The organism is Clostridium bowmanii, from assembly GCF_018861315.1.
Lineage (GTDB): Bacteria > Bacillota > Clostridia > Clostridiales > Clostridiaceae > Clostridium_AD > Clostridium_AD bowmanii.
Window position 1 is genome coordinate 26,226 of record NZ_JAHLDL010000010.1, and the last position, 22,252, is coordinate 48,477.

The window sequence follows — 22,252 nt, forward strand, 5'->3', positions numbered from 1 at the left end:
CGTATACATTGTATAACATTTTATGATAAATTGAAAGGGTAAAATAACCCACTTAGCGAGATATTTTTAGCTCGCTACTTCCAGTAGCTGTAATAATTATTTTAAGCTAGTAATTATTACAATTTTATGCTGGGCATCTATTATAGATATTTTTCTAACAAACCATATTTGACTTCTCAATTTAAATTTATAAACTTTCCATCTTATACAACTGCCTTATTAAACTATATATATACTCAATATCTTCATTATTACTTATTTGTATCTCATAATCACCATTACCCCAATGGCCTATTTTTGAGACATCTCTAGCAATATTTTTTAAATCATCTAATTTACCAGTCCGTGCATTAATCCATAATTTCAATGATTTTTTCAGTAATGTAATTCCATACAAATTCTTATTATTAATATCAAACCCTATATACGGATTTCTACAATTAATAATTATATTAGTATCAAGTGATAGTATATATTCTCTTATTTTTTCATACAGTTCTATAGTTTCTTCACTTCCATTTTTATAATGATTCTCTTCTGTAATTACCTTTACTTCTTTATTAACTATATTTATTTCTTCATTAGTTGTTGATATAGATTTTATTGAGGCTGCGTTTCTAGATACTTTTATAGGATTAAAGTACATTGTATCATTTGTAAATCTTTTTACTTCCCATAGCTCAAAAGGTAAGTCCTTAAAGTTAATAGACTCCTTTTGATAATTATTAAAAGATGGAGATACAAATATAACCCTTGATTGCGACCAATCCACATCATCTCTCTTTAATGTACTATTACAGTTTTCGTTGTACTCAAGTATAAAATCAGCCTTATTATTAAGCAGTAAAGAAAGATACGCATATCCTTGATCTATAACACTAAAGTTACTAGTATTTTTATACTCAATGATTACAAAAGATTTACTACTCTCATTAAAAGCTAAGGTATCGAGCCTAAAGTTGTTAAAAGAAAACTCCCTCTTAACAAAATTTAAACCAAATATATTTTCTAAGTTACTTTCACATAATTTATGTAGTTCTACTTCCTTTGAAAAAGGGTTTTCTTTTATCTCTTCTAAATTACTACCATCTATTTTATATAAAAACAAACCTCTCACCTACTTTTGCAACTCTAACTTTTCCTGTTAAAAGTTGCTGCATTTGACCTTTTTTATGTTATTCTATTTTGTTCTACCCTTATTTGAATATTAAATTAAATTAAATTTATATTATATTGTTCAAGCAGATAAAAATAGTGCCCTCGCAGTCACTATCTTCATAAGCTATATCAGCGGTAATCCTACTAATAATTTATTTCCAACTTCCATAATGAACCCTTGTTTCATCAAATCTATCTACAAATTCATTTTTTTGTCCATCTGGATATCCTACAGGTATTATTGCAAAGGGTTCAATATTTTCAGGTAAATTAAACATTTCTTTTATATAATTGATTCTTTCTTCAACAGGTGCAACTCCAAGCCATACTGCTCCAAGATCTAACTCTACAGCTTCTAAAAGAAGATTTTCTGCAGCAGCTGCCATATCTTGTTGTGAACACTCTTGAAAAATCAACCCTTCTTTTCTTGATAAAAGAATAAATGTAACTGCTGAATTTGCAACCATCTTAGAATATGGACTCGTTTCAGATAATATTTTCAATGTTTTCTTATCTTCCACAACTATAAATTCCCATGGTTTTTGATTTGCTGCTGATGGTGCTTGCATTGCAGCTCTTAAAAGTTTATTTATTTTTTCTACTTCAACTGGTCTATCCTCGTATTTTCTTATACTTCTTCTGTTTAGAATTTCTTTCATTTTAATACCTCCAGGTTGTAATTTTCTTTATTTCTTCAGATGTTTTGCTTTTAATAATAATAATAATAATTGACATCAATTTAACACTCATTGTATGCTACAATTTTATCACAACATGCATTAGTTGCAAGTACGCACTTTTTTATTACATAGTATTCATAATGATACTAACAATACTTTTATTTTGTCTACTTGTTACTGGTTCAGTTATTTTGGGTAAATGTAACCAAGATTTTTTATTGACAAATATATAGCAGTGCGATAGTATATAGATACGATGTATTGCATTACTATACATAGCAGTACAATGAATTGAGGTATAATCATGGATGAAAAGATCAAAAGAGTTTATATTCCAATGACTGAAACAGGCTTTTATATTTTATTTTGCCTGCAAGAGGAAATGCATGGGTATAGTATTATACAAAAGGTAAAAGCAATGACAAATGAAGAGATTAACATCAGTGCTGGAACCATGTATGGAAGTCTGTCAAAGATGGAAAAGGATGGTTTGATAAGATTTACAAAAGAAGAAAGTAAAAGAAAATCATATGAAATTACGAAATTGGGTCAAAATATCTTGTATATTGAGCTTAAAAGAATTGAAAGACTTTATAAAAATAGCAAAGGAGTAGATTTATAATGGAAACAAAAGTTATGAAAAAATTCTTTGGACTAGCTGATTTTGTTGAAGAACAGGAATTCTTACAAAAGCAGCATAAAGCAGGTTGGAAGCTGAAGACATTTAAAGCACTTAAAAAATATACATTTGAGAAGTGTGAACCAGTCGAATATATCTATCAATTAGATTTCAACGAAGAAGGAAAATATGAAGAAGCATATATTCAGATGTTTGAAGATTGCGGATGGGAGTATATAATGAAATATCAAAAATGGTATTATTTCCGCAAAGCTAAATGTGATGTTGGAGAAAACGATAATAGTATTTTTAGTGATGCTGAATCTAAAATAGATATGTGCAAGAAGGTATACAAAACACAAGGCATAGCTATATTCCCATTACTAGCTGTGATTAGTTGTTGGAATGTCCTTATAATACCTAATATTGATAATATTTCTATTTGGCTTATTATTGGTGGTTCTTTATGTATTATTCTAATAGTATTCTTCTTTGGGATGGGAATAGCAAATTTTTCAAAATTAAATAAAATGATTAAAGAAATACAAAATCCTTTAGATACAAATGAAAAGAAATAAGCCTAAAAATAGTGCCCTGGCTGGCACTATTTTTAGGCTACATTTACCACAAGAAATGCACTTTGCAATGCTATTATCTTCAATATTAACGATACCCCATTTTGTAAATCACTGCAAATAACAAACAACCGGAGTACTATCATCAATATTATCAAATATTGTTTGTGCTAAACTAGGTGGTGAATTTACACAACCATGAGAACCATTTGTCAAATATATACTTCCGCCAAACTCCTCTTTCCAACCTGCATCATGTATCCCTATATTCCCATTAAAAGGCATAAAAACATTAACAGGTGTACTGTAGCCTTCTCCCTTTAATGTGGCATTCCTTTGTTTATATTGTATTGAATAAACGCCTGCTGGTGTTGCTAAATTTCTATTTGGATTACCAGTAACCACATCCCCTTGTACAATAAGCTTCCCATTCTTATAAAACCATAAATGCTGTTCTGTAATATTAATTTCCACATATGTTTTACCTATATCGTTATTAATATTATGAGATGCTGCGGTTTGTATATAGCGGGGTTCTTTTTTTATGGTTTGTCCTTTCTTTATAGTCGCAATTAAATCGGTGACTTCTCCTCTACGGTCAACTAACCACCCATAAGTACCGCCACTGACCTTTACCCTTGTTCCAAGTGATGTAAGAAAATCTCTATCCCTGCCATATGTATCATAATTATCGTCTGTTTTCGCTAGATAATTTTTTATTTTGATTTCATCAAATGAAATCTCAAGATTTTTATTTATCCTAATCCAATTATTTATTAGTTTACCATCTAAAACTTCTGTACCTCCAGTAAAGGTATATGTAATTTTTGAGGCTATATATTTATCAAGTAAGATTTTAGTGTTTATAACTTCTTTAGAACTTGAAGTATATTTTGAATTTATGTAATAATTTTCCGCCTCCAAATTTACTGTTGTTTCACCCTTAAGAATTGCACTCACTATATTTGCATACAATGACGCTGTATTTACTTTATTCCCCATAACTTCTTTTACAATTACGTAGCCAGTATCTGAATATTTAAATTTAGCATTTTCAGGTTCAATTACTTTCTTACTATCAAAACATGACAGCTCATTAAAATGTTCTTTTAATAGTTTTTCATCATAGGTTACCATGCCATATATTTCAGATTGTTTATGATTAAAAAACACATGAATCCACGCAAAAGAATTCTGCCTATCTTTTAAAACTTGGATCTTATCTTTTGCATTATATTTAAGTACAATATCAGCGGCCTTTATTTGTTCTTTAATACCGTTTCGTTCCGTAAGTTCAAGTGTGTATGTTTCAGATTTTGATAATATTTCTTTATCTAATTGCTCTACTGTTTTACCAAAAGCATTAATACCGTTAAATACATAATTAGAATAAAAATGAGTACTAAAATATATAGACATCCCCAAATATAAAATAAGTAAAACAGAAAAAGAAATTATACTAACTTTTATAATTTTATTATGCGTTATTGTTTTTACTTTCATTTTCTTGCCTTTTATTGGCTCTGTTTGCATAATGCACCTCTTTATAAAATTTGTGATAAAGCTATCACTAAACAAAATCCTGCTATTATTATAAAAAGGAAAGTATTTCGTCTTAATATTTTCAGGTTTGTATCCAATAATCTTCGGAATGAATTTCATACTTAAACCAAGAAATATGTTCATAATTCCCACACTCAACAAAAAATAAGTTGTCCTCTTCGTTATAATAGTAATCAATAATATGGTAGGTAAATATAAAATAATTATTTTTATTTTAATTTACTTGAAATGAATAGTGGAACTCTTTTCCATTTATATATTACCTTATATAAAATTACATTACAACTCAAATGTCTCCAAACGTCATTTTCATGTCATAAACGGCAATTTTACCATCTATAAAATCCTGCTCTAGTTCTGCGTTTTTCTTTATTCACAATACCCTATATTTTACATTAACTATTTCTACCAAACATATCCTTCATTTGTAATCAGTTCCTTTACATATTTTCTTAAATTGTGTATTATAGTGTTTATGTTAATGTAATTAAAATATTTACGATAACATATCGAAAGATAAAATTATATTTAAGGGGATGGAGAATTGAACAAGAAATTTGGTTTAACCATAATTGCACTTGTTGTAACTATCAACATTGGTTTTACTAATGTATACGCAGATCCAGCATCAGATAGGGCAAAAATTCAGCAGGTTCAAACACAAAGAAATGACCTTGAAAATAAAATTGGGATGATGGACCATCAGATTGAAAAAATCATGTCTAAAATTAGTATTAATGAAGACTCTATAACCAAAACACAAAAGAACATTAAAAGGAATCAAATAAATATTGCAAAAGCAGAGGATAATATTAAAGAAGAACAAATCCTTTTTGATAAAAGAATGAGAGTAATGTATATGAATGGCTCATCGGGCTATATAGACGTTGTACTAGGCTCCACGGATGTAGCCGATCTTATATCTAGATTAGAAGATATCAAAACCATAGTAAAATTTGATCAAGATGTTATTAATGATTTGAAAACAAAACAAGCAGCAATTAATTTAAAGAAGGTAGCGCTAGCTACAGAAAATACAACCCTGCTTTCTCTAAGAGATGACAATAAAAAGAAATTAACTACTTTAACCAAACAAAAATCAGACCAAACTGTATTGGTAGCACAATTAAATGCGGAGGAAAAGCAATATGCTGCACAACTGAAAACAGACGAAGCTCTTGAAGCAAGTAAAGTTGCCAAGGCAAGACAAGCTGTTCTAGCAGCTGAACGCGCTACCGCAGCAAGAAATGCAGCTGCAACAAACCAATCTCCTGCAACAAGCTCAGTTACACAAGGTAGTAGTACATTTTCTTCTAGCTCACTTCTAGCATATGCTTCAAATTTTCTTGGTGTTCCCTATGTGTGGGGTGGGACAAGCCCTTCAGGATTTGACTGCTCAGGATTTACACAATATGTATTTGCACATTTCGGGGTAGACCTACCAAGGGTTTCAGAGGACCAACAAAATGTTGGAACACTTATATCTAGGGATAATCTTCAACCTGGAGATTTAGTATTTTTCGGGACACCAGCTCATCATGTAGGGATATATGTTGGGGACGGTAACATGATAAATGCACCTCATACAGGTGCTGTACTTAGAACTCAACCACTTAATAGTGATTTCACATATGGACGAAGAGTTAATTAAAAAAAGATAATATTAAATATTACAAATACAATAATACTTAACGCCACTAACTCATGACTGAAGTCACGAGAGTGCGTGGCGAAATCTTCAATAGAAGATATTCAAAAATTAGATCAAGATTAATTAATATTAATATGTAAAAGGTAATAGATTAATAGAATTATTGCAGCTACGGTTAATAATTTAAGGAGCTGATTATGAGCTGTATTTAGAAACTACAAAAGAGCAGGCTAATTCAATAATATTACTTACAGAAATAGATTGTAAAATAATAGGCATAGTCTCAATTAATTCTAGTCCTAAGTCTAGATTTAAGCATGTGGGCGAATTTGGAATAGTTATAGCACAACAATATTGTGGATTGGGACTTGGTAGGAAACTTTTAGATTATCTTATAGCATGGGCAAATGCAAATGGCACCACAAAAAAAATAAGCCTTTTAACTAGTGAAAATAATTATACAGCCATGGAGTTATATAAAAAAGTTGGATTTCAAGTTGAAGGTATACTTAAAAAAGACAATTATGTAAATGGAGTTTATGGTGATACCATTATGATGGGCTTGATTCTTTAAAAGAATAACGGCAATGCATCTAAATGTATCGGAGAATTGCTAAAATTTTATTGTAAAAATAATAAGTAATGAATAAAAAATAATACTTAGATTGCAATCAAGGAAATTAAACCAAGATAATTATGACAACAATGTCGTCACAATTATCTTGGTTTAAAAAATATTCGTAAGATTTGATCATCTAAACAGATTTCAGATAATTTACCCTAATTATATTTTAGTCCCTATGATTCATTATAATAGTAATATAAATTATTTTTGTGCCTTCAATATAATATTTTCTTTCTTTCCATTCCATTTAATAGTAAAAGTAATATCCTCATTTTCACGATGCATTGCACCATTTCCACCGCTGTTTCCCATTCTTGAATAACCTTCCTTATCAAGCCTTGAACCCGTTGATGTCCCTCCGCCTGAAGAGGTTTTATATTCAAAACTAATAGGGCCAACAGATGTTATATCAGTCATTTTATACTTAACTAACGGAGAACTCTCATTGTAAGAATCGTAATGAAGTTTGCCCTTTTCATCCTCCCACCAATGCTCATAATATTTTACGGTGAAAGTCCCCTCCCAGTTTGTGCTCTCTCCCTTATAAATAGCCACTTTTCCATCATTTAAATATTTAAACACAATATCAGAAATCAAAACTCTTGTTTCGCCTATGCTCTTCATTTCTTCCTCTGTTGTTGGGTTTTGCGCAGATACATAAACTAAAAGGGCATTTTTTGCATTAAGAGGATATTCTTGTAAAGAAAATAAACCATTGAATTTATTAGACTTCTCTATTATATCTTTACGTTCTACAAATGACTTAAAAACATATACAAGTAAAGTGCCTTTTTTGTCACCTATGGCAAAGACAGCTGGTTTTACTCCACTTAGTTCATATTCATCAAGATATTGGGAGCTATTTTCTTTAAGGAACACACCTTGCTTTTCAAAAGTTTTAACAATGGTTTTTAGTGTTAAAATATCATTTTTAGGTTTTTCACCTAGTTTATAACCTATTGTTCCTATAGCTATGGCAACGACTATCGCTACTGCAACAGCAATTAAACCCCATATTTTTAATTTCTTCATCAATTTTTTAAAAGTGTTAGCATGCGGTAAATCTTCTTTAAAATCAATTACCTTTAACTCATCATTTGAATACTCAACTAAAAGAGCACTACAATTTTTACAATTTTTAAGATGCTTTTCCACTATTTCCTTAGTTGCAACACTTACATCGCCTTCAATATATAATGGAATCAAGTCTTCTATCATTTCACATGGGTATTTAATCATCTACATTTCCTCCTTCACAATAAGATTTCCTAAAGGCTAATCTTGCACGATGTATATTTACCTTCACCCAAGAAAGAGTGTGGTTTGTTATACTAGCTATTTCTTCATATGAGATCCCCTGCCATTCTCTTAGCCAAAAAATCTCACGCTGTTTTTCAGGAATTTTAAGTAGAGCACCTATAACTCGCCTACTGCTTTCCTTCCTTTCAAGAACTTCTTCAGGACCATCTCTATCGGGAATATCTAACGAACCCTCATCTATAGAAATTGTTGTTACAGAATTTTTTCTAGAATATTGTATAAATACATTCCTTGCAATTTTATATATCCAAGTAGATACATGGCATTCCCCACGAAATCTATGAAAGGACTTAAGCAATTGGAAAAAAGTTTACTGCGTAAGTTCTTCAGCTTTATAAAAATTAAATGTTAATCCATATAGATATCTAAAAATATATTTTTCATAAGTCTCATAAAGTTCTTTTATACTTTCCAACCAACCATCACCTCTTTAATATATAGTGAAAAAAACATCTAAAAAGTTACACAATGTTTCTACTTATACACATCATTTGCAAAAAAATATATTTCTGTTCTAACAATATATTTTTTTTAAATATAACCTAAATTTCTAAATTTGTCCAAAAGTTTTAACTAGCCTTAAACTTTTCATAATACTAATCCATACTTTTTATCTCGCAAGGGTATTAAAACTTTTCAAAAAAAGTGTTGACCCTAACACTGTGTCATAGTGTACTATAAACATAGAGTTTAATTATATTGACAAAGACTCATAACCGGTTGAAGTGTTAGACAATATTGATAGCTCTAAACTCAAGGTTGGAGGTGCAGCAATGAAAACGATAAAACAAGTTTCGGATTTGACAGGAATAAGAGAGGATTATTGGGGATATACGGCTGATCTTTATTTATCAAATCCAACGTATATAAAAGTAATGGACAAGAAATATGGTGTTGGTGCCTCTAAATTTATGGGAGATGCTTTAAACTTTTATTCTCAAAATGAGGGGAAAGATACAAAGGAAAATAAGGGCAATAACTTAATGTGTTAAGCTAAATTAAAAATATGACCTAGATTGCAATCAAGGAAATGAGAACAAGACAATTGTAACGACAGCATCGTCACAATTGTCTTTTTTTATAAACTAGTCAAAATTTGTAATAGGCTTGGTTTACAGCCTAGAGTGTGATTTTTTGTTCATCTTAAGCTTCAAATATGCCAGAGCTTTTTTTGCATCCTGTTCATCCACATTATTTTCTCCTACTCGACTAGTTTCATAACCTAAATCTGATTTATTAAAATCCACAATAGTATCCATATATTTATTATTTACAACAAACCCTTCTTTTCCAATGAAACTTAGCTCAGAAACAGATATCCCTTTTTCACTAATTTGTTCAATGGTGTTGGCAAAATCTATGGTGTCATTTCCATAGCCTTCCACTGAAATTATTGCTCCGTCCAGATTCATAGCTTGTGCCCAGTTGGCAATTCTTTCACCAATAAAATATTTACTGTCATTATCCTGAGGGGTACCTGTAATTATAATTCCAGCAAGGTGCGCGTGTTAGCTTCTCACCCTCACTATCTACACCCGTGAGCATAACATATACACCATTTAAAGTATGAGTAATGCCATTGCCTATTGTACCCAAAGCCTTGGTTGAGATCGGGATAAAATCCATAATACAATTTGTCCACCTATTATGGTCCCCGGGTGCTATAATTTGCAAATCAATCATTTTAATAAGCGGCTCTTCCAAAAGAATTCTCTGAAGTGCTTCTTTATTTAATGTCATTGCTCCCTCCACATTAACATTGTTTTTTTCTCCAAAAACAACTTCTTTAATGTAGAATGTTTTAATAGTCAAACTCATAGCTATGCTCCTTTCGTTATAACCTAATAATATAGTGACATAATTTAATAAAGTATTATACATAATATTATCACTTTCTTGTCTTTAAAGTAAGCTAGTTTTTTATGAAATGTAATAGTTAAGTCTTAATTAGGTAAAAAAAATTGTCTTTTCCCTTAATTTTTCAATTAACTAATTTATGTAATAAGCATCAATAATACTCATATCTATGATATACTTTTGTGATGTATTTTTAGTATAAAAATATGAAAATGAAACTAAAAAGCTTGAAACTACTTTAGCGAATATAACAAGAGTTTCAAACGATGATTATGAGATAAAAGCTGAAGTAATTAGGCATGGAACCAAAAAAAAATTAATACGTTTTAATAAAGTCTAAACTATATAATGCTATCGTGCAATTGAACGCACAAAAGACCAGTATAATAAAAAATTATACTGGTCTTTTAAACAACCTGAGGGAATAATTCTAGTTAATCCATTTTATAATATTAATCTGTATAACTAGATAATTGTTGGGTTGCAGAATTAAGAGAATCTATTGCTGTTTGAATTTTAGCTTTATTATCTTCTTTTTCTGCTGAACTAAGTGCTTGTTGCAATGATGCAACCGTATTTTGTACACTTGTCATACTTTGATCAACACATTCTTTAGCTTTTGGCATGAATAAAACCTCCCATATATTAAATTTTATCAATACCTAGCTAGTATGGCAACAAAGCACAAAATATATGCATTAATTAAGATAACTGAAGAATAAAAACTCGTGCAGATTCTTAATAGATTTCATTTAAAAAACTATTATTAAAAAGCCCAATAAACTTACAGGTTCTCTTATGTATACCAACTCCTCACATTTTTAATCAATTTTAAATATTTAAATTATTTTACTAAACCTCAATAAAATACAATTATGAGGTAAATTATATAATAGGTATTAAATACCATAGTTTAATTTATGCTGTAAAGTTATTAATGTATCTAGTGGACCAATAAATACCCTATTAATCGTGTACGGATTGTCTGCTTTCGATGAAAGTCCTACATCTGTAGATAGGCCCAATGTACATCCCGCTGCGTGTGCTGCTTGTATTGTATTATATGTATATGAACCACATGGGTAAGCTATATATGTTACTTTTCTGCCTAATATCTTTTCTAGTGCCTGTTTTGCCTTAGTTATAGTAGCTAATTGACTTGCATATGAAAGTTTTCCTAGTTGCTCATGATTAAATGTATGATTTTCTACTCTAAATCCATTAGCATCCATTTCTTTTATCTGCTTAGAAGTTAGAGATTTTCTGTCTTTATCTATATTCTTTCCTATCATAAATACAGTAGCCTTTTGATTATTTGCCTTCAATACTGGATATGCTAATGTGTAGTTAGATTCATATCCATCGTCAAATGTTATTAATACTGGCTTTTTAGGTAGTACGGTTCTCTTAGAAATATTAGCATAGAATTGGTCCATGGTTATTGTAGTATACCCATTTGCTTTCAAGTAGTTCATCTGTGAGTAAAAAACAGATTGTCCTATTATTAATCCATCTGTTTTTGATGATACAGCTGCTATTTTATGATACATTAATACAGGTACCTTTTGTATTGCTGCTGCTAAATGCGCTTTATTAGATTCACTAGATATTTTCACATTTAACGATGACACCTTTGTTATACCACTAGCAGCTAGTGCTACTTGACAGCTTAGAACTGTAAGTATTGTTACTAATAAAGCTACTTTCTTTTTCATAATAAACCTCCAATATGCCTAAAGTTATTTCTTTATTATATTTCTAATGACAGCTCATTTACTTTCAAATAAAAGTTGGAGGCTATTCACTTTGCTATATTCCATAAAATATTTATATAAAATCGAACTTATATTTTTAATTTTTTTACCCTTACCCATAACCTATATGCTTATTTCATTGGAACTGTTAATCTGTTTACAAACTTACTCATGCTATAAAATGCGTTTATATATACCCTGTTAATAGTGTAGTAGTTATCAGTTACACCTGAGAATCCATTGTCAGTGCCTATTCCTAAATAGTATACTGAAGTGTGTACAGCATTTGCAGTCGATTTATTGTATGCACCAAAAGGATACGATACGTACATAACCCTTTTGGATAATAATTTTTCTAAAATAGCTTTACTGTTTTTTAAAGTATTAAGCTGACTTATATATGACAGTTTCGATAAATTATCGTGATTATTAGTATGGCTTTCTACTATGAAGTTATTTTTATCCATTATTTTAAGTTGTTTCGATGTTAAATAGCCCTCTGTGTTTATACAGTTAGCAATCATAAATACAGTAGCTTTCTGATTGTTTGCCTTTAATAAAGGATAAGCTAGTGTATAATTATCCTCATACCCATCATCAAATGTTATTACTACAGGCTTTGCTGGAAGTGAAGTATGTTTTGCCATATGACTATATAATTGGTCAAGTGATATTGTAGTGTAGTGATTAACTTTTAGATAATTTAACTGAGCTTTGAAGGTTGACTGACTTACTTTAAGTTCGTTAGTGTTGTTTTTATCAGCTGTCACACTATGATACATTAATACAGGAACTTTAGGTGTTCCTACGTTGGCTCCAAGTAATTTAATATTTGTCATCTTTATAGACTGCGTTAAGGGTTCAGTGGTAGTTACGTTTGGTGCAGATACTTTAGAGTATATCTTATGGTTGTAACCTGTTAATATTACTGTAAATATTATAATTGATACTATAGTTAATATGCGTAATTTTGAATTTTTCAATAGTTTGCCTCCTAATTAATGCAATAGCTTGCTTAAGATATTTCACAGTGTTTTTAACGTCACCGTAGTTGCCCATTAAAATTTATTATGTACATTGTATACTTTAAGTGTAGTGTTTGATTTATATTTATATTTATATTTATATTTATATTTATATTTATATCAATACACATTTCGACATAAAATTGTTTTTTCCTTCAACATCTGTAAATTTACGTAAAAAAAAAGAAAGTTGTTCAATAAAAACAACTTTCCTTTTGCCAATCTATACTTCCATCACTTGATTCTACAATTTCAGAGTCACCCCCGGGGGGTAATATCTTAATATTTCCTTAGCCTGAAAAATATGACGATAAAGAAATCGTAAACTCCAAGTGCCATCAATCCCAAAGCTATAATTCCCATAAGCCAACGTCCATAAGGGTGACTAATAAGAGACATAATAGTGCTAGAAAAGCCTTTAGCATTTTCTGAATTGGATGTATAAGCGGCGATAATTAGAAAGACGCCAACTAAGGTGACGATGATGCCTCGTGATATTATCCCGAATCTACCTAAACTTTTAACACATTTTAATTGAGGTGACGTCAGTTTGATGAGATGAAGCTGACGTCCGAAATGTGGCATAATGCCCTTGAAAATCTGGAAGATTCCGAATAAGATTACAGGTATAGCAACCAAAACCACCATCCATTGTCCAAAAGGAATAGTAAGAATTTTTGCCACATAGTTTTGGGTTTGAACTCCTTGCTTACCATTAACAGCGGCTCGCGACCCATCAGTGATAAGATCATAGGTTGGTAGTGCCAGAAAAGCATAAGCAATTGAACTAAATAAATATCCTATCCTTGCTGAAATGCCCTTTATGTCATTCTTTTTATGGAGCGGATTAATCACAACTTGGATTAATCCCCATAATGAATAACATATCACACCTATCAATACGATGCATAATAATATCCGCCCTCCAGGCTGACTACCAATTGCCGCTATGGCTCCTTGCTGATCTGTCGTCTTTCCACCGTTTCTAAATGCAAGAAGAAAGGCCAGCAACCCTATTACAAAAAATATCAACCCACGTGTGGCATAGCCTAAGCGTGCCATGGTTTCAGCGATTGAATTAAAAGTATCGTTTTTAGCTATATTTTTGCCAACTTTTTTTATTTTATGTATTGCTTTTGTTTTGTTTGCCATGAAATCACCGCCTTACTTATTATCTGCACTACTTTGTATATATGCAATTACTCACTTCCAGTAATCTTTATGCCCCAAAGGCGAGCCAACTTTCTTCTTCAGTTATATAAAGATAGAGATTAATTTTGCTGCTATGGGTGCTATCGATAATGGATCATCTTAATGAGAAGCATCACCACCTGTAACTAAAGTATTATTAGTATATATATTCTTTAAATTATCTTAATAACCTTTAAAATTATTTAAATATCTCTCCCATCATGTGAATCTCAATAGCAATAGGTGAGGAAGGGATCCAGGAAAAATGGTGGAGTTGCTTTTCTGGAACCTAGAAAAAAGGATAACACATTTACTTTCTAAGTTTCTTTAGTTCGTCAAAGCTATAAGTTCCATCTTGATTAATATATTTTCTAGAAAGGATAGCTTCAATTTTCTTTTGCTCATTTACGTTATTAGGTTTCCTATAATAGTTTTTACTAATGTGATATTTTATCATTTCAGATATTATTGCTATAAGTGTACCAAATGCAAATATTAAGAGGAACAATCCCAATTCAACTGTATTTGCATTTGTATCTATTAGCATTGAAATTGAAAATACTAACAGAACAATTAATATATAAATATTTGTAATTGAATTTTTTATCATATACACCACTCCTTCTTTTTAGCAGCTTGTAAAATCCCTCACGTTATAATTCTTTATTTTCATTGAATTACCTTTATTTTACAAAAATATTCTATTATTATAAATCGATTATTCACAAACTAGAAACATGTCTGTAACTAGATTGACACAACTATTTGATAAAATTAGGATATAATTAAAACTATAAATAAAAAGGTATAATAGGAGGGACACAGCTTAATGGAAAGCAAGTTCGAACAGCTTTATGACATTTACTATGATTGTGTATACAGATATATTTATGTTGCTGTAAAAAATAAACGAAATGCAGAAGATATAATCACTACAGTATTCACTGAAATATTTGAAAGCAAGGATAAAATTACTGAGGTAGAATTAAGTAAAAATTGGATTTTTCGTATAGCACATAATTCTATTTTAGATTTTTATAGAAAAAACAGTAAAGTAACCCCTAGTAAAAACTTTTTAGATAGAATATATGAAGATTTCGGATATATTTAATGAAAAATACTTTCTATGAAGAGTGAATCATAGTTTCTTATTAAGTTTCTGATATAATCATAGTCAATGCCTTTTGTACTGCCTTCATAAAAAAATAGAATTAATTAATCCCCCGGTTGTCTTCCAAATACTATCTAAAAATGAATAAAAACTGGATACCAATGATTGGTATCCAGCCTGTAATTTCAAATAAGAAATAATGATAATATAACTACTCTTAATATTGTGACAATACAATTTATTATCGAGTATAAATCACAATCCCATCTCTAGCAATTTGTTTTTCTATATTCTCATTTAACTGTTCCTTTTGCTCTTGATCCAAATATTATTATTTTGATTCATCATTTTTATCTAGTATTCCCATAAAATTTGATCATCCTTTCTAAGTTATATATATTTATTACTTTACCATATATAATAACATTTAAAACTAAAACACTTAAAAATAAGTCTATATTTAATTCTATGGTTAATCAAATTAGGGAATTACTGAAAAAGGGCTATTGGTAAGAATTTGATTTTTCAATTCTGAATTCTTCTCTTTTGTCTACATATATTTCTAAAAATAATTTATCCTCTAATTCCTGGCAGTCAGAGACCTTTGCTACTCTACATAATTTGTAAGCAATATAATAAATAATCAAACAAAAAATGATTAAAGCATTCTGCAATTTTATTACCTCCAAATATTTATTATTATTATTATTATTACATTTACATGAAGCACTATTACTTTAATATTTAATATAACAATATCATATATTTCTTTAGATATAGTTAAGCTTATGTTGAATCTTTGTTAACTCTCTTTCCTATGACGTTAAAAAAGTTTATATAGTTAAAATGATACTATATAAGCCTTATAACTATCCTATGAAATATATCCACAGTGTCTTCTAAATTAAGAGAAGCATTTTTTATATAATGGTATACTTCTCTATGTTTTATTGCATTCATTGAATCACTTGTGTTAAATATTATAGCCATTCCCTCTCTATAAAGTCGCTCTATATCAGTATTCACAGCTCTCATTTTAATTATATTTTCTTGTGAATTAATCGGATTATTTTTCAGAATATTTATTGATTCTGAAAGAAAATCCATCCCCTGTTTTAGTTTGTCAACCATAGTGGTTATAGTATCATCTGTTGCTACTTCATAAGTTTCCATGGCCAATAGTGTTGATTTAGTATATTTTATAATCTTATCCATTGTGATAGAAAAAGAATAGATATCTGCCCTATCAAAAGGAGTAGTAAAAGCTTCTATTAATTTGCTTTCCATAATCATTCTACCTTCATCAGCCTCTTTAACATACAAAAGCAGCTTTTGCTTTTCTTCATCAGATCCACTACTCAACCATTTCTGTAGCATCTCTACCCCAAAAGCATTTATTTCTGCTTGCTTAGTTAACATCTCATAAAAATCATATTTATCTGGGAAAAACCTATCCAAAATATTTCCTTTATCCATATTTCGCCTCCATTAGATTCAACTTCTTTAAGATATCCATCCCTGAGTTCCTTATTGGGAATTATGATATTTGAAGCCTGCATACCTGCTAAATTAAATGTTTTACTCTGTTGTTAGTTTTCCTACCGTGTCGAAGCCACCGGCATATAAAAGCTGTTCACCATTTAGGCTTGTTACTTGTAACTTTCCATAAGAATACTGTTACATTGCCATATCCAGTACAATATTACCGTCTTTTCTAGGAATTCCAATACAAAATGGATTATTACCAACACAGGTCACTTTTGAGCCCCATGCTGGCATACAAGACTCTGTATTTGTCCAACATATTGATAACAAACCTTCATTTGCTGCATCCCATGCATATGTACCACCACGCATCCAGTGAGTTGTATTTCTAAGTGCTACAATTCCAATGTTATTCTCTTTAGCAAGCTCCATTGCTCTATTCATAACAAACTTTGCATTTAGAATCCCTATCCCCATATTCCCATCATAGTTCTCCATACAACCAAAACTTTTAACTAAAGTTGGAATAGCTTTGATATCAACCCATCCTTTATTCACATAGTCTATAAACCTTGAGACTCTATTAAGTCCATGAGAATAAACGCCATCTCTGCTAGACTCCGTGTGAACCTTAGCACAAATTTGTGCCTGTTCTTCTGTTAGACATGCTTTTATCATTACACGTTTAATCTCAGCATTCATCTTTTCAAACGAAATTCTCATAATTTTCACTCTCCTTCATTCTACTTTCATTGTAGCATTTTATATAATTTTTTTCCATAAGAGATAATAGCCATAGGGCATTGTGGTGTTGGTGGTTTAAGTATATGCGAGCAGATCAAAACAAGCATCAATAGCTACCACTCAGCCACTGATGCTCATTTTTAATTTTCACTAAATAATTTACCGCTGTTCACCAAGTCACACTTATACTAGTGGCATGCTTGGAGCCCACTATATTCCTATGTCATTATTTTTAGCAATCTCCATACCCTTTGGTTTAAGTATAATGGTTCTAGGTTCGCCTTCAAATGCTGGATGTTTACTAATTAAATCATAGTCAATTAGACCGGCATCCTTCATTTCGAATAGCTTATCATTTTTTTCTTTACTTGTTATACCTAATTGGATTGCTGAAGGTGAAGTACCTTCTTTTAACCTGTTTAGAATTCTATAAGTTAATTTATCATATTCCATTACTAATCACTTCCCCTCATAAAACATACATTAATACCTTTTGTTGTCCGCTAATTTATCAATTATCATAGTAACCTTTTCTCCCCCCTTACGTCAATATCGGTTTCATTTGAAAAGCAATAAATATTCCCTCGAAAAAGGCAGATGAATAATACAACTTATAAAGATTTAATTATTATTGTAAGATATCAACTTTCTGATATAATCATAATCAATACTATTTTTGCTATCTATATAAAAAAATGGGTCTTTGCGGATGCTACCTACCGAGTTAATTATGAATTGTTTATATACTTCTCCATTAATTTTATAAATAGTTGTATTAAAAGAATACCCCTTATAGCGAGAAGATAATCTACCTTTTCTAAATTTTATAGTATTAAGATTTCCAATAATGTGTTCAATATTTTTTCTGTCGTTAATAATAAGAGATTTTCCTGTATTGCCATCAAAAATTTTAATGGTGGCTACCTCAGCTGGCATTATGGTAACTATCTTATGAGGTATATAAGTTAAGGCATAACAAATACTGATTGCTAAAATTACTAACAGTAAAGTTCCATTTTTTTTCTTAATCTTCATATATAATCTCTCCCCCCATCATTTTTAAAAATTTACTGAATTGCCAAACCTTTATATGAATTTATTATAACACTATTCAACATATGATTCCCATATGTTTCCTTTGACTTCTGAATCAAAGCTACATAAGTAATTAAGGAACTAACTATAAATTTAAGAAATCCTACATCTATTACTATGATGTAGGATATTTTTATTATTAATAAAAATTTTTTCTTATTAGATACATCGTTGTTTACAGATTAATTCACTAGTTTAAATACTTCTATTGTTCATTATCTTTCTTATTTTCTTTAATAATTTTCTTATGATAAATATAAGCATTAATAAACATGAGAATAGATACAATTCCATATAAAATTGGCACAAGAACAGCTTTATTGGCTGTTAATTGAAACGCACGTAATTCCAGAAAAGTAGATAGTAAAAAACCAAATCCACAAAATATATATATATTTCTAGTTAGTTTAAATTTCTTTATTAGAATCGCCCCCATTTATTTTGTTGTATAATAAGCTTTAATTAAATTTATTTTTTTATTCCAGTCATAGTTATCAAATATATCTGCAAGTACAATGGTACTATTACACAGAAAAGAAAATGGAGCCAGCAGATAAAAAATTATCTACTAGCTCTATTTTTCTAAGCTACTTCAATATTATACCTCCATTGAACTAAGCTATTATTTCCTTAAGTAATTTTGAAAAATATGCTGCATGAGCCTTTTCCTCTTCAAGTATACTAGACAGTATTTCTGTAACATCATTTTCAGATATACTTTCATACATTTTTGTATAAACGATTATTGTAAGTTCTTCCATTTTGAGTGCATAAGTAAGTGTTGACTTTAAATCTGTGAACACGTCTCTTGGTTTTTCTTGTTTATCAAAAACTTGATTTTCTATTAAGTTGCTTAAATATTTAGTTACGTCTGGATTAAATATATATTCAGAATCCATTTCTTTGTTGGTTCTTGATTCATCAAAAAGTTTTTTAAATTTCTCTCTATGAATGAATTCTTGACTAGCAGCGAAAGATAAAAATTCCTTGATCTTTCCTTTTGTATGATTAGCTCCATTAATATAGAAATTGTACCCTTCCTCTTCCATTTGCATAGCTATTTTAAACATTTCAAGTCCACTAAAAGTATTATTTATCATAATATCGCCCCTTTCTATTCGTGTATCTAATTCAAACTTTTACATCTATAAATCATTTAGAATATTCCAATTCAAGCTTACACTTTTTTTATCTGAATGTGTAAGAAAATAATGAATATTCATACATTGTCTACAAAATATGTTGAATCTTCAAATTTACACTCTTTCAGAATATGCTATTTTTAATAATTCAGTTTTTGTATTACATTCCAACAATTTTCAGTTTTTGTACTAAGGTCTCTGTTAACTCCCTTATTAGCTTTAATGTAATCTCAATTTCTTCAGCGGTTATATTGTCTATATGAATACCACAGGTGACAACCACATTTTTATTTAATTTAGAGGAAATTTCATTAGACACATATCTTGCAGCCTCATCATCTTTATGGCCTACTAAATTTAGTACAGATGTAGTAGAGCTAATAACTTTAGAATTTAATAAACTCGGTCTAGGAGTACTTAAAGTTACACAACCTATGTGAGGACTATCTCCTCCTGAAATAATTACAATAAGATCCTCCCCCATTGTAATAGCTTTCATATTTATTTTTATTCTGTGTTTCTCTAAAAAAAACTCTTGCATACTATCACCTCAATTGCTAGGTTTCTTCTTTATAATTAATTTATTAAAGGTCTCATTTTTTAAAATATTAAAACTTAATACATTGACTTACCCTCAATTACTGTACCAGAGGTTTTTCCAAAATGGAACACTAAGTCGCTACTAAAGAATATACAGTTATAGCTCATAAAGTTTTTGAGCTTCCGGCTGGAATAATATTTTTTTCACCTGAATTTGCACAACTCCATTTGGTACTTCCCATTCTATAATACTACCTTCAGAATAACCAAGAGCTTATTCTTGTCTGAGTTGGTTATATATATTTTTCTAGACATTTAAATGGCTCCCCCCCTCTAGTATTACTTAATAGCACAGTATTTATTTGATTTTTAATAGCCTGTATTATGAAAAGTTTCATTTGTTATATAATTTATAACACCAATAATGAAATTGTATCAAATAACACAAAAGACACTTCCCCTAAAATACTTAAGGGAGATGCCTAAAGTGTATAATAATAGTATATATAATTTTACAACTATTGTCAATATTGCTAGAATAATTCCATTAATTTGAGGCTCTCTTATAATATGGTATGCATTACCATAAGTAATAGATATCTTAAAATCCTCTTTTAACTTTTCCTATTTCGCCATCTATTTCATCAGTATGCTTTATTATTTCATAAATTATTTTAACATCATCTCCCCAGAACTTTTAATCACACTTCTTTTTATTTTATTAAGCTTTGTAGCCTGGATAAACTGCAACCTTCAAATCCACAAAGGTCATTTCCTCTATTTTATGTTATACCACCTTGAATCCTATAAATAGACAAGACTGCGGGCTCTACAGCCTTAATCTCTCTATTAATAATTGTTTGTAATGCGGCGCCCAGATATTCGGAGCATTGTAAGTTTGATTTTTAATAAAAATAGTATAGAATATAATAAGATATCAAGAATCTTTTAATGAGGTGATACCATGAGAACAGTTGGAGGAATAATTGCTGCTGCCAACAAATGCGTAGCTTATCCAATGAAAAAGGTTGGTTCAATATCTTTAATTCAAAGAATAGTACTTACATATAAAAAAGCTGGCATATGGCCTATTGTGGTAATTACAGGTTTTGAGGAACCGGAAATAAAATCAGATCTTGCGAGGGAAGATGCTATTTTTATTATAAACAAGGATTATGAGAACCCTCCACTTATTGATTCCTACAAGATTGGGCTTAAATATCTTCTAGGTAAGTGTAATAGAGTTTTATTAACCCCTGTAAATGTGCCTATGTTTAATTATACGACAGTGCTAGAAATGATTGAAACAAAGGATGAAATCGTTATTCCATCCTATAATATGCATGGTGGGCATCCCCTACTCATTGATAGTTTACATATTCCTAGTATTCTTTCCTATGATGGCGAAAATGGACTTAAGGGAGCTATTGATTCCTTGGGTGCTCCTATAACTTGGCTTAATGTAAATGATAAAGGAGTTACATGCTCAGTTAAAGATGAAGACAAATTGGAAGAACTTCTAACGTCGCACAATGATAGTTTGTTTCAGCCTGCTTTAACTATTAATATAAGGAAAGAAAAGGTTTTTCTTGATTCTAGATTAAGACTTCTTCTTGAGCTTATAGACGACAATGATTCTGTTAATGGCGCTTGCAAAAGGATGTCTTTATCCTTAAGTAAAGCTTGGGATATGATTAATGAACTTGAAAAAAGCCTTGGTTATGAAATAGTTTTAAGAAGGCGCGGAGGTGCAAGAGAAGGAAGAACACAACTTAGCCCTAAGGGCAGAGAATTTATGGATAATTATGACCAGTTTTATAGTGCGGTAAATAAGTATACTTGGGAGCAATTTAAAAAGTATTTTGTAGACAAAACATCCGATGATATTTAAGTATTCTTTCAAATACTTCTCAAGAAGTATTTGAAACTTAGACAACGTTATCATATAATCGAACCAAGTAGTATATGATAACAATATCATGTACTGGAGCTAAGAAGAACAAGATAACGATATTATATGATTTTATTATTCAGAAAATTAAGAAACATCATCATTTTATAATGTTAGGTAAAAAAAGAGATTTAAGAAAAAGAGTCATGCAAATACACTTAAAACC

The 22,252-nt window shown here is 30.1% G+C and carries 26 protein-coding genes; 7 read left to right on the forward strand and 19 right to left on the reverse strand.

All coding sequences use genetic code 11. The features are described 5' to 3' along the window. Positions 1-187: 187 nt before the first annotated feature. Complete coding sequence (locus KPL51_RS08390) at positions 188-1,108, reverse strand: DUF5655 domain-containing protein (RefSeq protein WP_216159450.1); 921 nt, start codon at positions 1,106-1,108, stop codon at positions 188-190. Positions 1,109-1,310: 202 nt separating this feature from the next. Then, positions 1,311-1,817 carry a nitroreductase family protein gene (locus tag KPL51_RS08395; RefSeq protein WP_216159453.1) on the reverse strand — a complete coding sequence of 169 codons (507 nt, stop codon included), beginning with the start codon at positions 1,815-1,817 and terminating at the stop codon, positions 1,311-1,313. 325 nt (positions 1,818-2,142) lie between these two features. Between KPL51_RS08395 and KPL51_RS08400 the strand changes: the two genes are divergently transcribed. Next, entirely contained in the window at positions 2,143-2,460 is a 318-nt protein-coding gene (locus KPL51_RS08400; protein WP_216159457.1) for a PadR family transcriptional regulator, read from the forward strand. Then, positions 2,460-3,035, forward strand: a complete 576-nt coding sequence (locus KPL51_RS08405; RefSeq protein WP_216159460.1) for a DUF2812 domain-containing protein — start codon at positions 2,460-2,462, stop codon at positions 3,033-3,035. Before KPL51_RS08400 ends, KPL51_RS08405 begins: the two co-directional genes overlap by 1 nt. Before the next feature lie 108 nt (positions 3,036-3,143). Here KPL51_RS08405 and KPL51_RS08410 read toward each other — a convergent pair whose 3' ends face one another. Next, on the reverse strand, positions 3,144-4,565 hold the full coding sequence (locus tag KPL51_RS08410) for a L,D-transpeptidase family protein (RefSeq protein WP_224853795.1): 1,422 nt from the start codon (positions 4,563-4,565) through the stop codon (positions 3,144-3,146). Between the two features lie 574 nt (positions 4,566-5,139). On the opposite strand from KPL51_RS08410, the gene KPL51_RS08415 reads away from it, so the two are divergent. After that, positions 5,140-6,246 (forward strand): C40 family peptidase, encoded by a 1,107-nt coding sequence (locus KPL51_RS08415; protein ID WP_216159463.1) that lies wholly within the window; start codon positions 5,140-5,142, stop codon positions 6,244-6,246. A gap of 202 nt (positions 6,247-6,448) precedes the next feature. Continuing rightward, on the forward strand, positions 6,449-6,820 hold the full coding sequence (locus KPL51_RS08420) for a GNAT family N-acetyltransferase (protein ID WP_216159764.1): 372 nt from the start codon (positions 6,449-6,451) through the stop codon (positions 6,818-6,820). 252 nt (positions 6,821-7,072) lie between these two features. Here the strand turns inward: KPL51_RS08420 and KPL51_RS08425 are convergent, their stop codons facing one another. Beyond that, complete coding sequence (locus KPL51_RS08425) at positions 7,073-8,110, reverse strand: anti-sigma factor family protein (RefSeq protein ID WP_216159466.1); 1,038 nt, start codon at positions 8,108-8,110, stop codon at positions 7,073-7,075. Beyond that, a complete protein-coding gene (locus KPL51_RS08430) occupies positions 8,103-8,489 on the reverse strand; it encodes an RNA polymerase sigma factor (RefSeq protein ID WP_224853792.1) in 387 nt (128 codons plus the stop codon). The genes KPL51_RS08425 and KPL51_RS08430 overlap by 8 nt, the downstream gene beginning before the upstream one ends. A 475-nt stretch (positions 8,490-8,964) precedes the next feature. Here KPL51_RS08430 and KPL51_RS08435 point away from each other — a divergent pair, with 475 nt between their 5' ends. Beyond that, positions 8,965-9,183 carry a TipAS antibiotic-recognition domain-containing protein gene (locus KPL51_RS08435; protein ID WP_216159469.1) on the forward strand — a complete coding sequence of 73 codons (219 nt, stop codon included), beginning with the start codon at positions 8,965-8,967 and terminating at the stop codon, positions 9,181-9,183. Positions 9,184-9,303: 120 nt separating this feature from the next. Here the strand turns inward: KPL51_RS08435 and KPL51_RS08440 are convergent, their stop codons facing one another. From KPL51_RS08440 to KPL51_RS08470, 7 genes are all read right to left on the reverse strand, one after another. Then, entirely contained in the window at positions 9,304-9,681 is a 378-nt protein-coding gene (locus tag KPL51_RS08440; RefSeq protein WP_216159767.1) for a glycine/sarcosine/betaine reductase component B subunit, read from the reverse strand. Further along, complete coding sequence (locus KPL51_RS08445; protein ID WP_216159472.1) at positions 9,653-10,009, reverse strand: glycine/sarcosine/betaine reductase component B subunit; 357 nt, start codon at positions 10,007-10,009, stop codon at positions 9,653-9,655. The genes KPL51_RS08440 and KPL51_RS08445 overlap by 29 nt, the downstream gene beginning before the upstream one ends. Positions 10,010-10,500: 491 nt before the next feature. Beyond that, positions 10,501-10,674, reverse strand: a complete 174-nt coding sequence (locus KPL51_RS08450; RefSeq protein WP_216159476.1) for a hypothetical protein — start codon at positions 10,672-10,674, stop codon at positions 10,501-10,503. A 273-nt stretch (positions 10,675-10,947) separates the two neighbouring features. Beyond that, complete coding sequence (locus KPL51_RS08455; protein ID WP_216159480.1) at positions 10,948-11,763, reverse strand: polysaccharide deacetylase family protein; 816 nt, start codon at positions 11,761-11,763, stop codon at positions 10,948-10,950. Positions 11,764-11,933: 170 nt separating this feature from the next. Further along, entirely contained in the window at positions 11,934-12,785 is an 852-nt protein-coding gene (locus tag KPL51_RS08460; RefSeq protein ID WP_216159483.1) for a polysaccharide deacetylase family protein, read from the reverse strand. Between the two features lie 321 nt (positions 12,786-13,106). Beyond that, positions 13,107-13,979, reverse strand: coding sequence for a DUF1206 domain-containing protein (locus KPL51_RS08465; RefSeq protein ID WP_216159486.1), 873 nt, complete (start codon positions 13,977-13,979; stop codon positions 13,107-13,109). Positions 13,980-14,328: 349 nt separating this feature from the next. Beyond that, complete coding sequence (locus tag KPL51_RS08470) at positions 14,329-14,628, reverse strand: hypothetical protein (protein WP_216159489.1); 300 nt, start codon at positions 14,626-14,628, stop codon at positions 14,329-14,331. Between the two features lie 219 nt (positions 14,629-14,847). Between KPL51_RS08470 and KPL51_RS08475 the strand changes: the two genes are divergently transcribed. After that, positions 14,848-15,129: an RNA polymerase sigma factor gene (locus tag KPL51_RS08475; RefSeq protein ID WP_216159493.1), complete on the forward strand. Its 282-nt coding sequence runs from the start codon at positions 14,848-14,850 to the stop codon at positions 15,127-15,129. Between the two features lie 503 nt (positions 15,130-15,632). On the opposite strand, the gene KPL51_RS08480 is transcribed toward KPL51_RS08475, so the two are convergent. The 7 genes from KPL51_RS08480 to KPL51_RS08510 all read right to left on the reverse strand — a co-directional run bounded on the left by KPL51_RS08480 (position 15,633) and on the right by KPL51_RS08510 (position 20,136). Further along, positions 15,633-15,803, reverse strand: coding sequence for a hypothetical protein (locus KPL51_RS08480; RefSeq protein ID WP_216159496.1), 171 nt, complete (start codon positions 15,801-15,803; stop codon positions 15,633-15,635). A 178-nt stretch (positions 15,804-15,981) separates the two neighbouring features. Continuing rightward, positions 15,982-16,605: a DUF47 domain-containing protein gene (locus tag KPL51_RS08485; protein ID WP_216159499.1), complete on the reverse strand. Its 624-nt coding sequence runs from the start codon at positions 16,603-16,605 to the stop codon at positions 15,982-15,984. A gap of 201 nt (positions 16,606-16,806) precedes the next feature. Beyond that, positions 16,807-17,337 carry an Ldh family oxidoreductase gene (locus KPL51_RS08490; RefSeq protein ID WP_224853789.1) on the reverse strand — a complete coding sequence of 177 codons (531 nt, stop codon included), beginning with the start codon at positions 17,335-17,337 and terminating at the stop codon, positions 16,807-16,809. 231 nt (positions 17,338-17,568) lie between these two features. Next, on the reverse strand, positions 17,569-17,811 hold the full coding sequence (locus KPL51_RS08495; protein WP_216159502.1) for a hypothetical protein: 243 nt from the start codon (positions 17,809-17,811) through the stop codon (positions 17,569-17,571). A 168-nt stretch (positions 17,812-17,979) separates the two neighbouring features. Beyond that, on the reverse strand, positions 17,980-18,393 hold the full coding sequence (locus KPL51_RS08500) for a hypothetical protein (RefSeq protein WP_216159505.1): 414 nt from the start codon (positions 18,391-18,393) through the stop codon (positions 17,980-17,982). A gap of 674 nt (positions 18,394-19,067) precedes the next feature. After that, complete coding sequence (locus tag KPL51_RS08505) at positions 19,068-19,553, reverse strand: ferritin family protein (protein WP_224853786.1); 486 nt, start codon at positions 19,551-19,553, stop codon at positions 19,068-19,070. Positions 19,554-19,755: 202 nt separating this feature from the next. Beyond that, positions 19,756-20,136 carry a proteasome assembly chaperone 4 family protein gene (locus KPL51_RS08510; protein WP_216159508.1) on the reverse strand — a complete coding sequence of 127 codons (381 nt, stop codon included), beginning with the start codon at positions 20,134-20,136 and terminating at the stop codon, positions 19,756-19,758. A 963-nt stretch (positions 20,137-21,099) separates the two neighbouring features. On the opposite strand from KPL51_RS08510, the gene KPL51_RS08515 reads away from it, so the two are divergent. Further along, a complete protein-coding gene (locus tag KPL51_RS08515; RefSeq protein ID WP_216159511.1) occupies positions 21,100-22,026 on the forward strand; it encodes an NTP transferase domain-containing protein in 927 nt (308 codons plus the stop codon). The last annotated feature ends 226 nt before the right edge of the window (positions 22,027-22,252 follow it).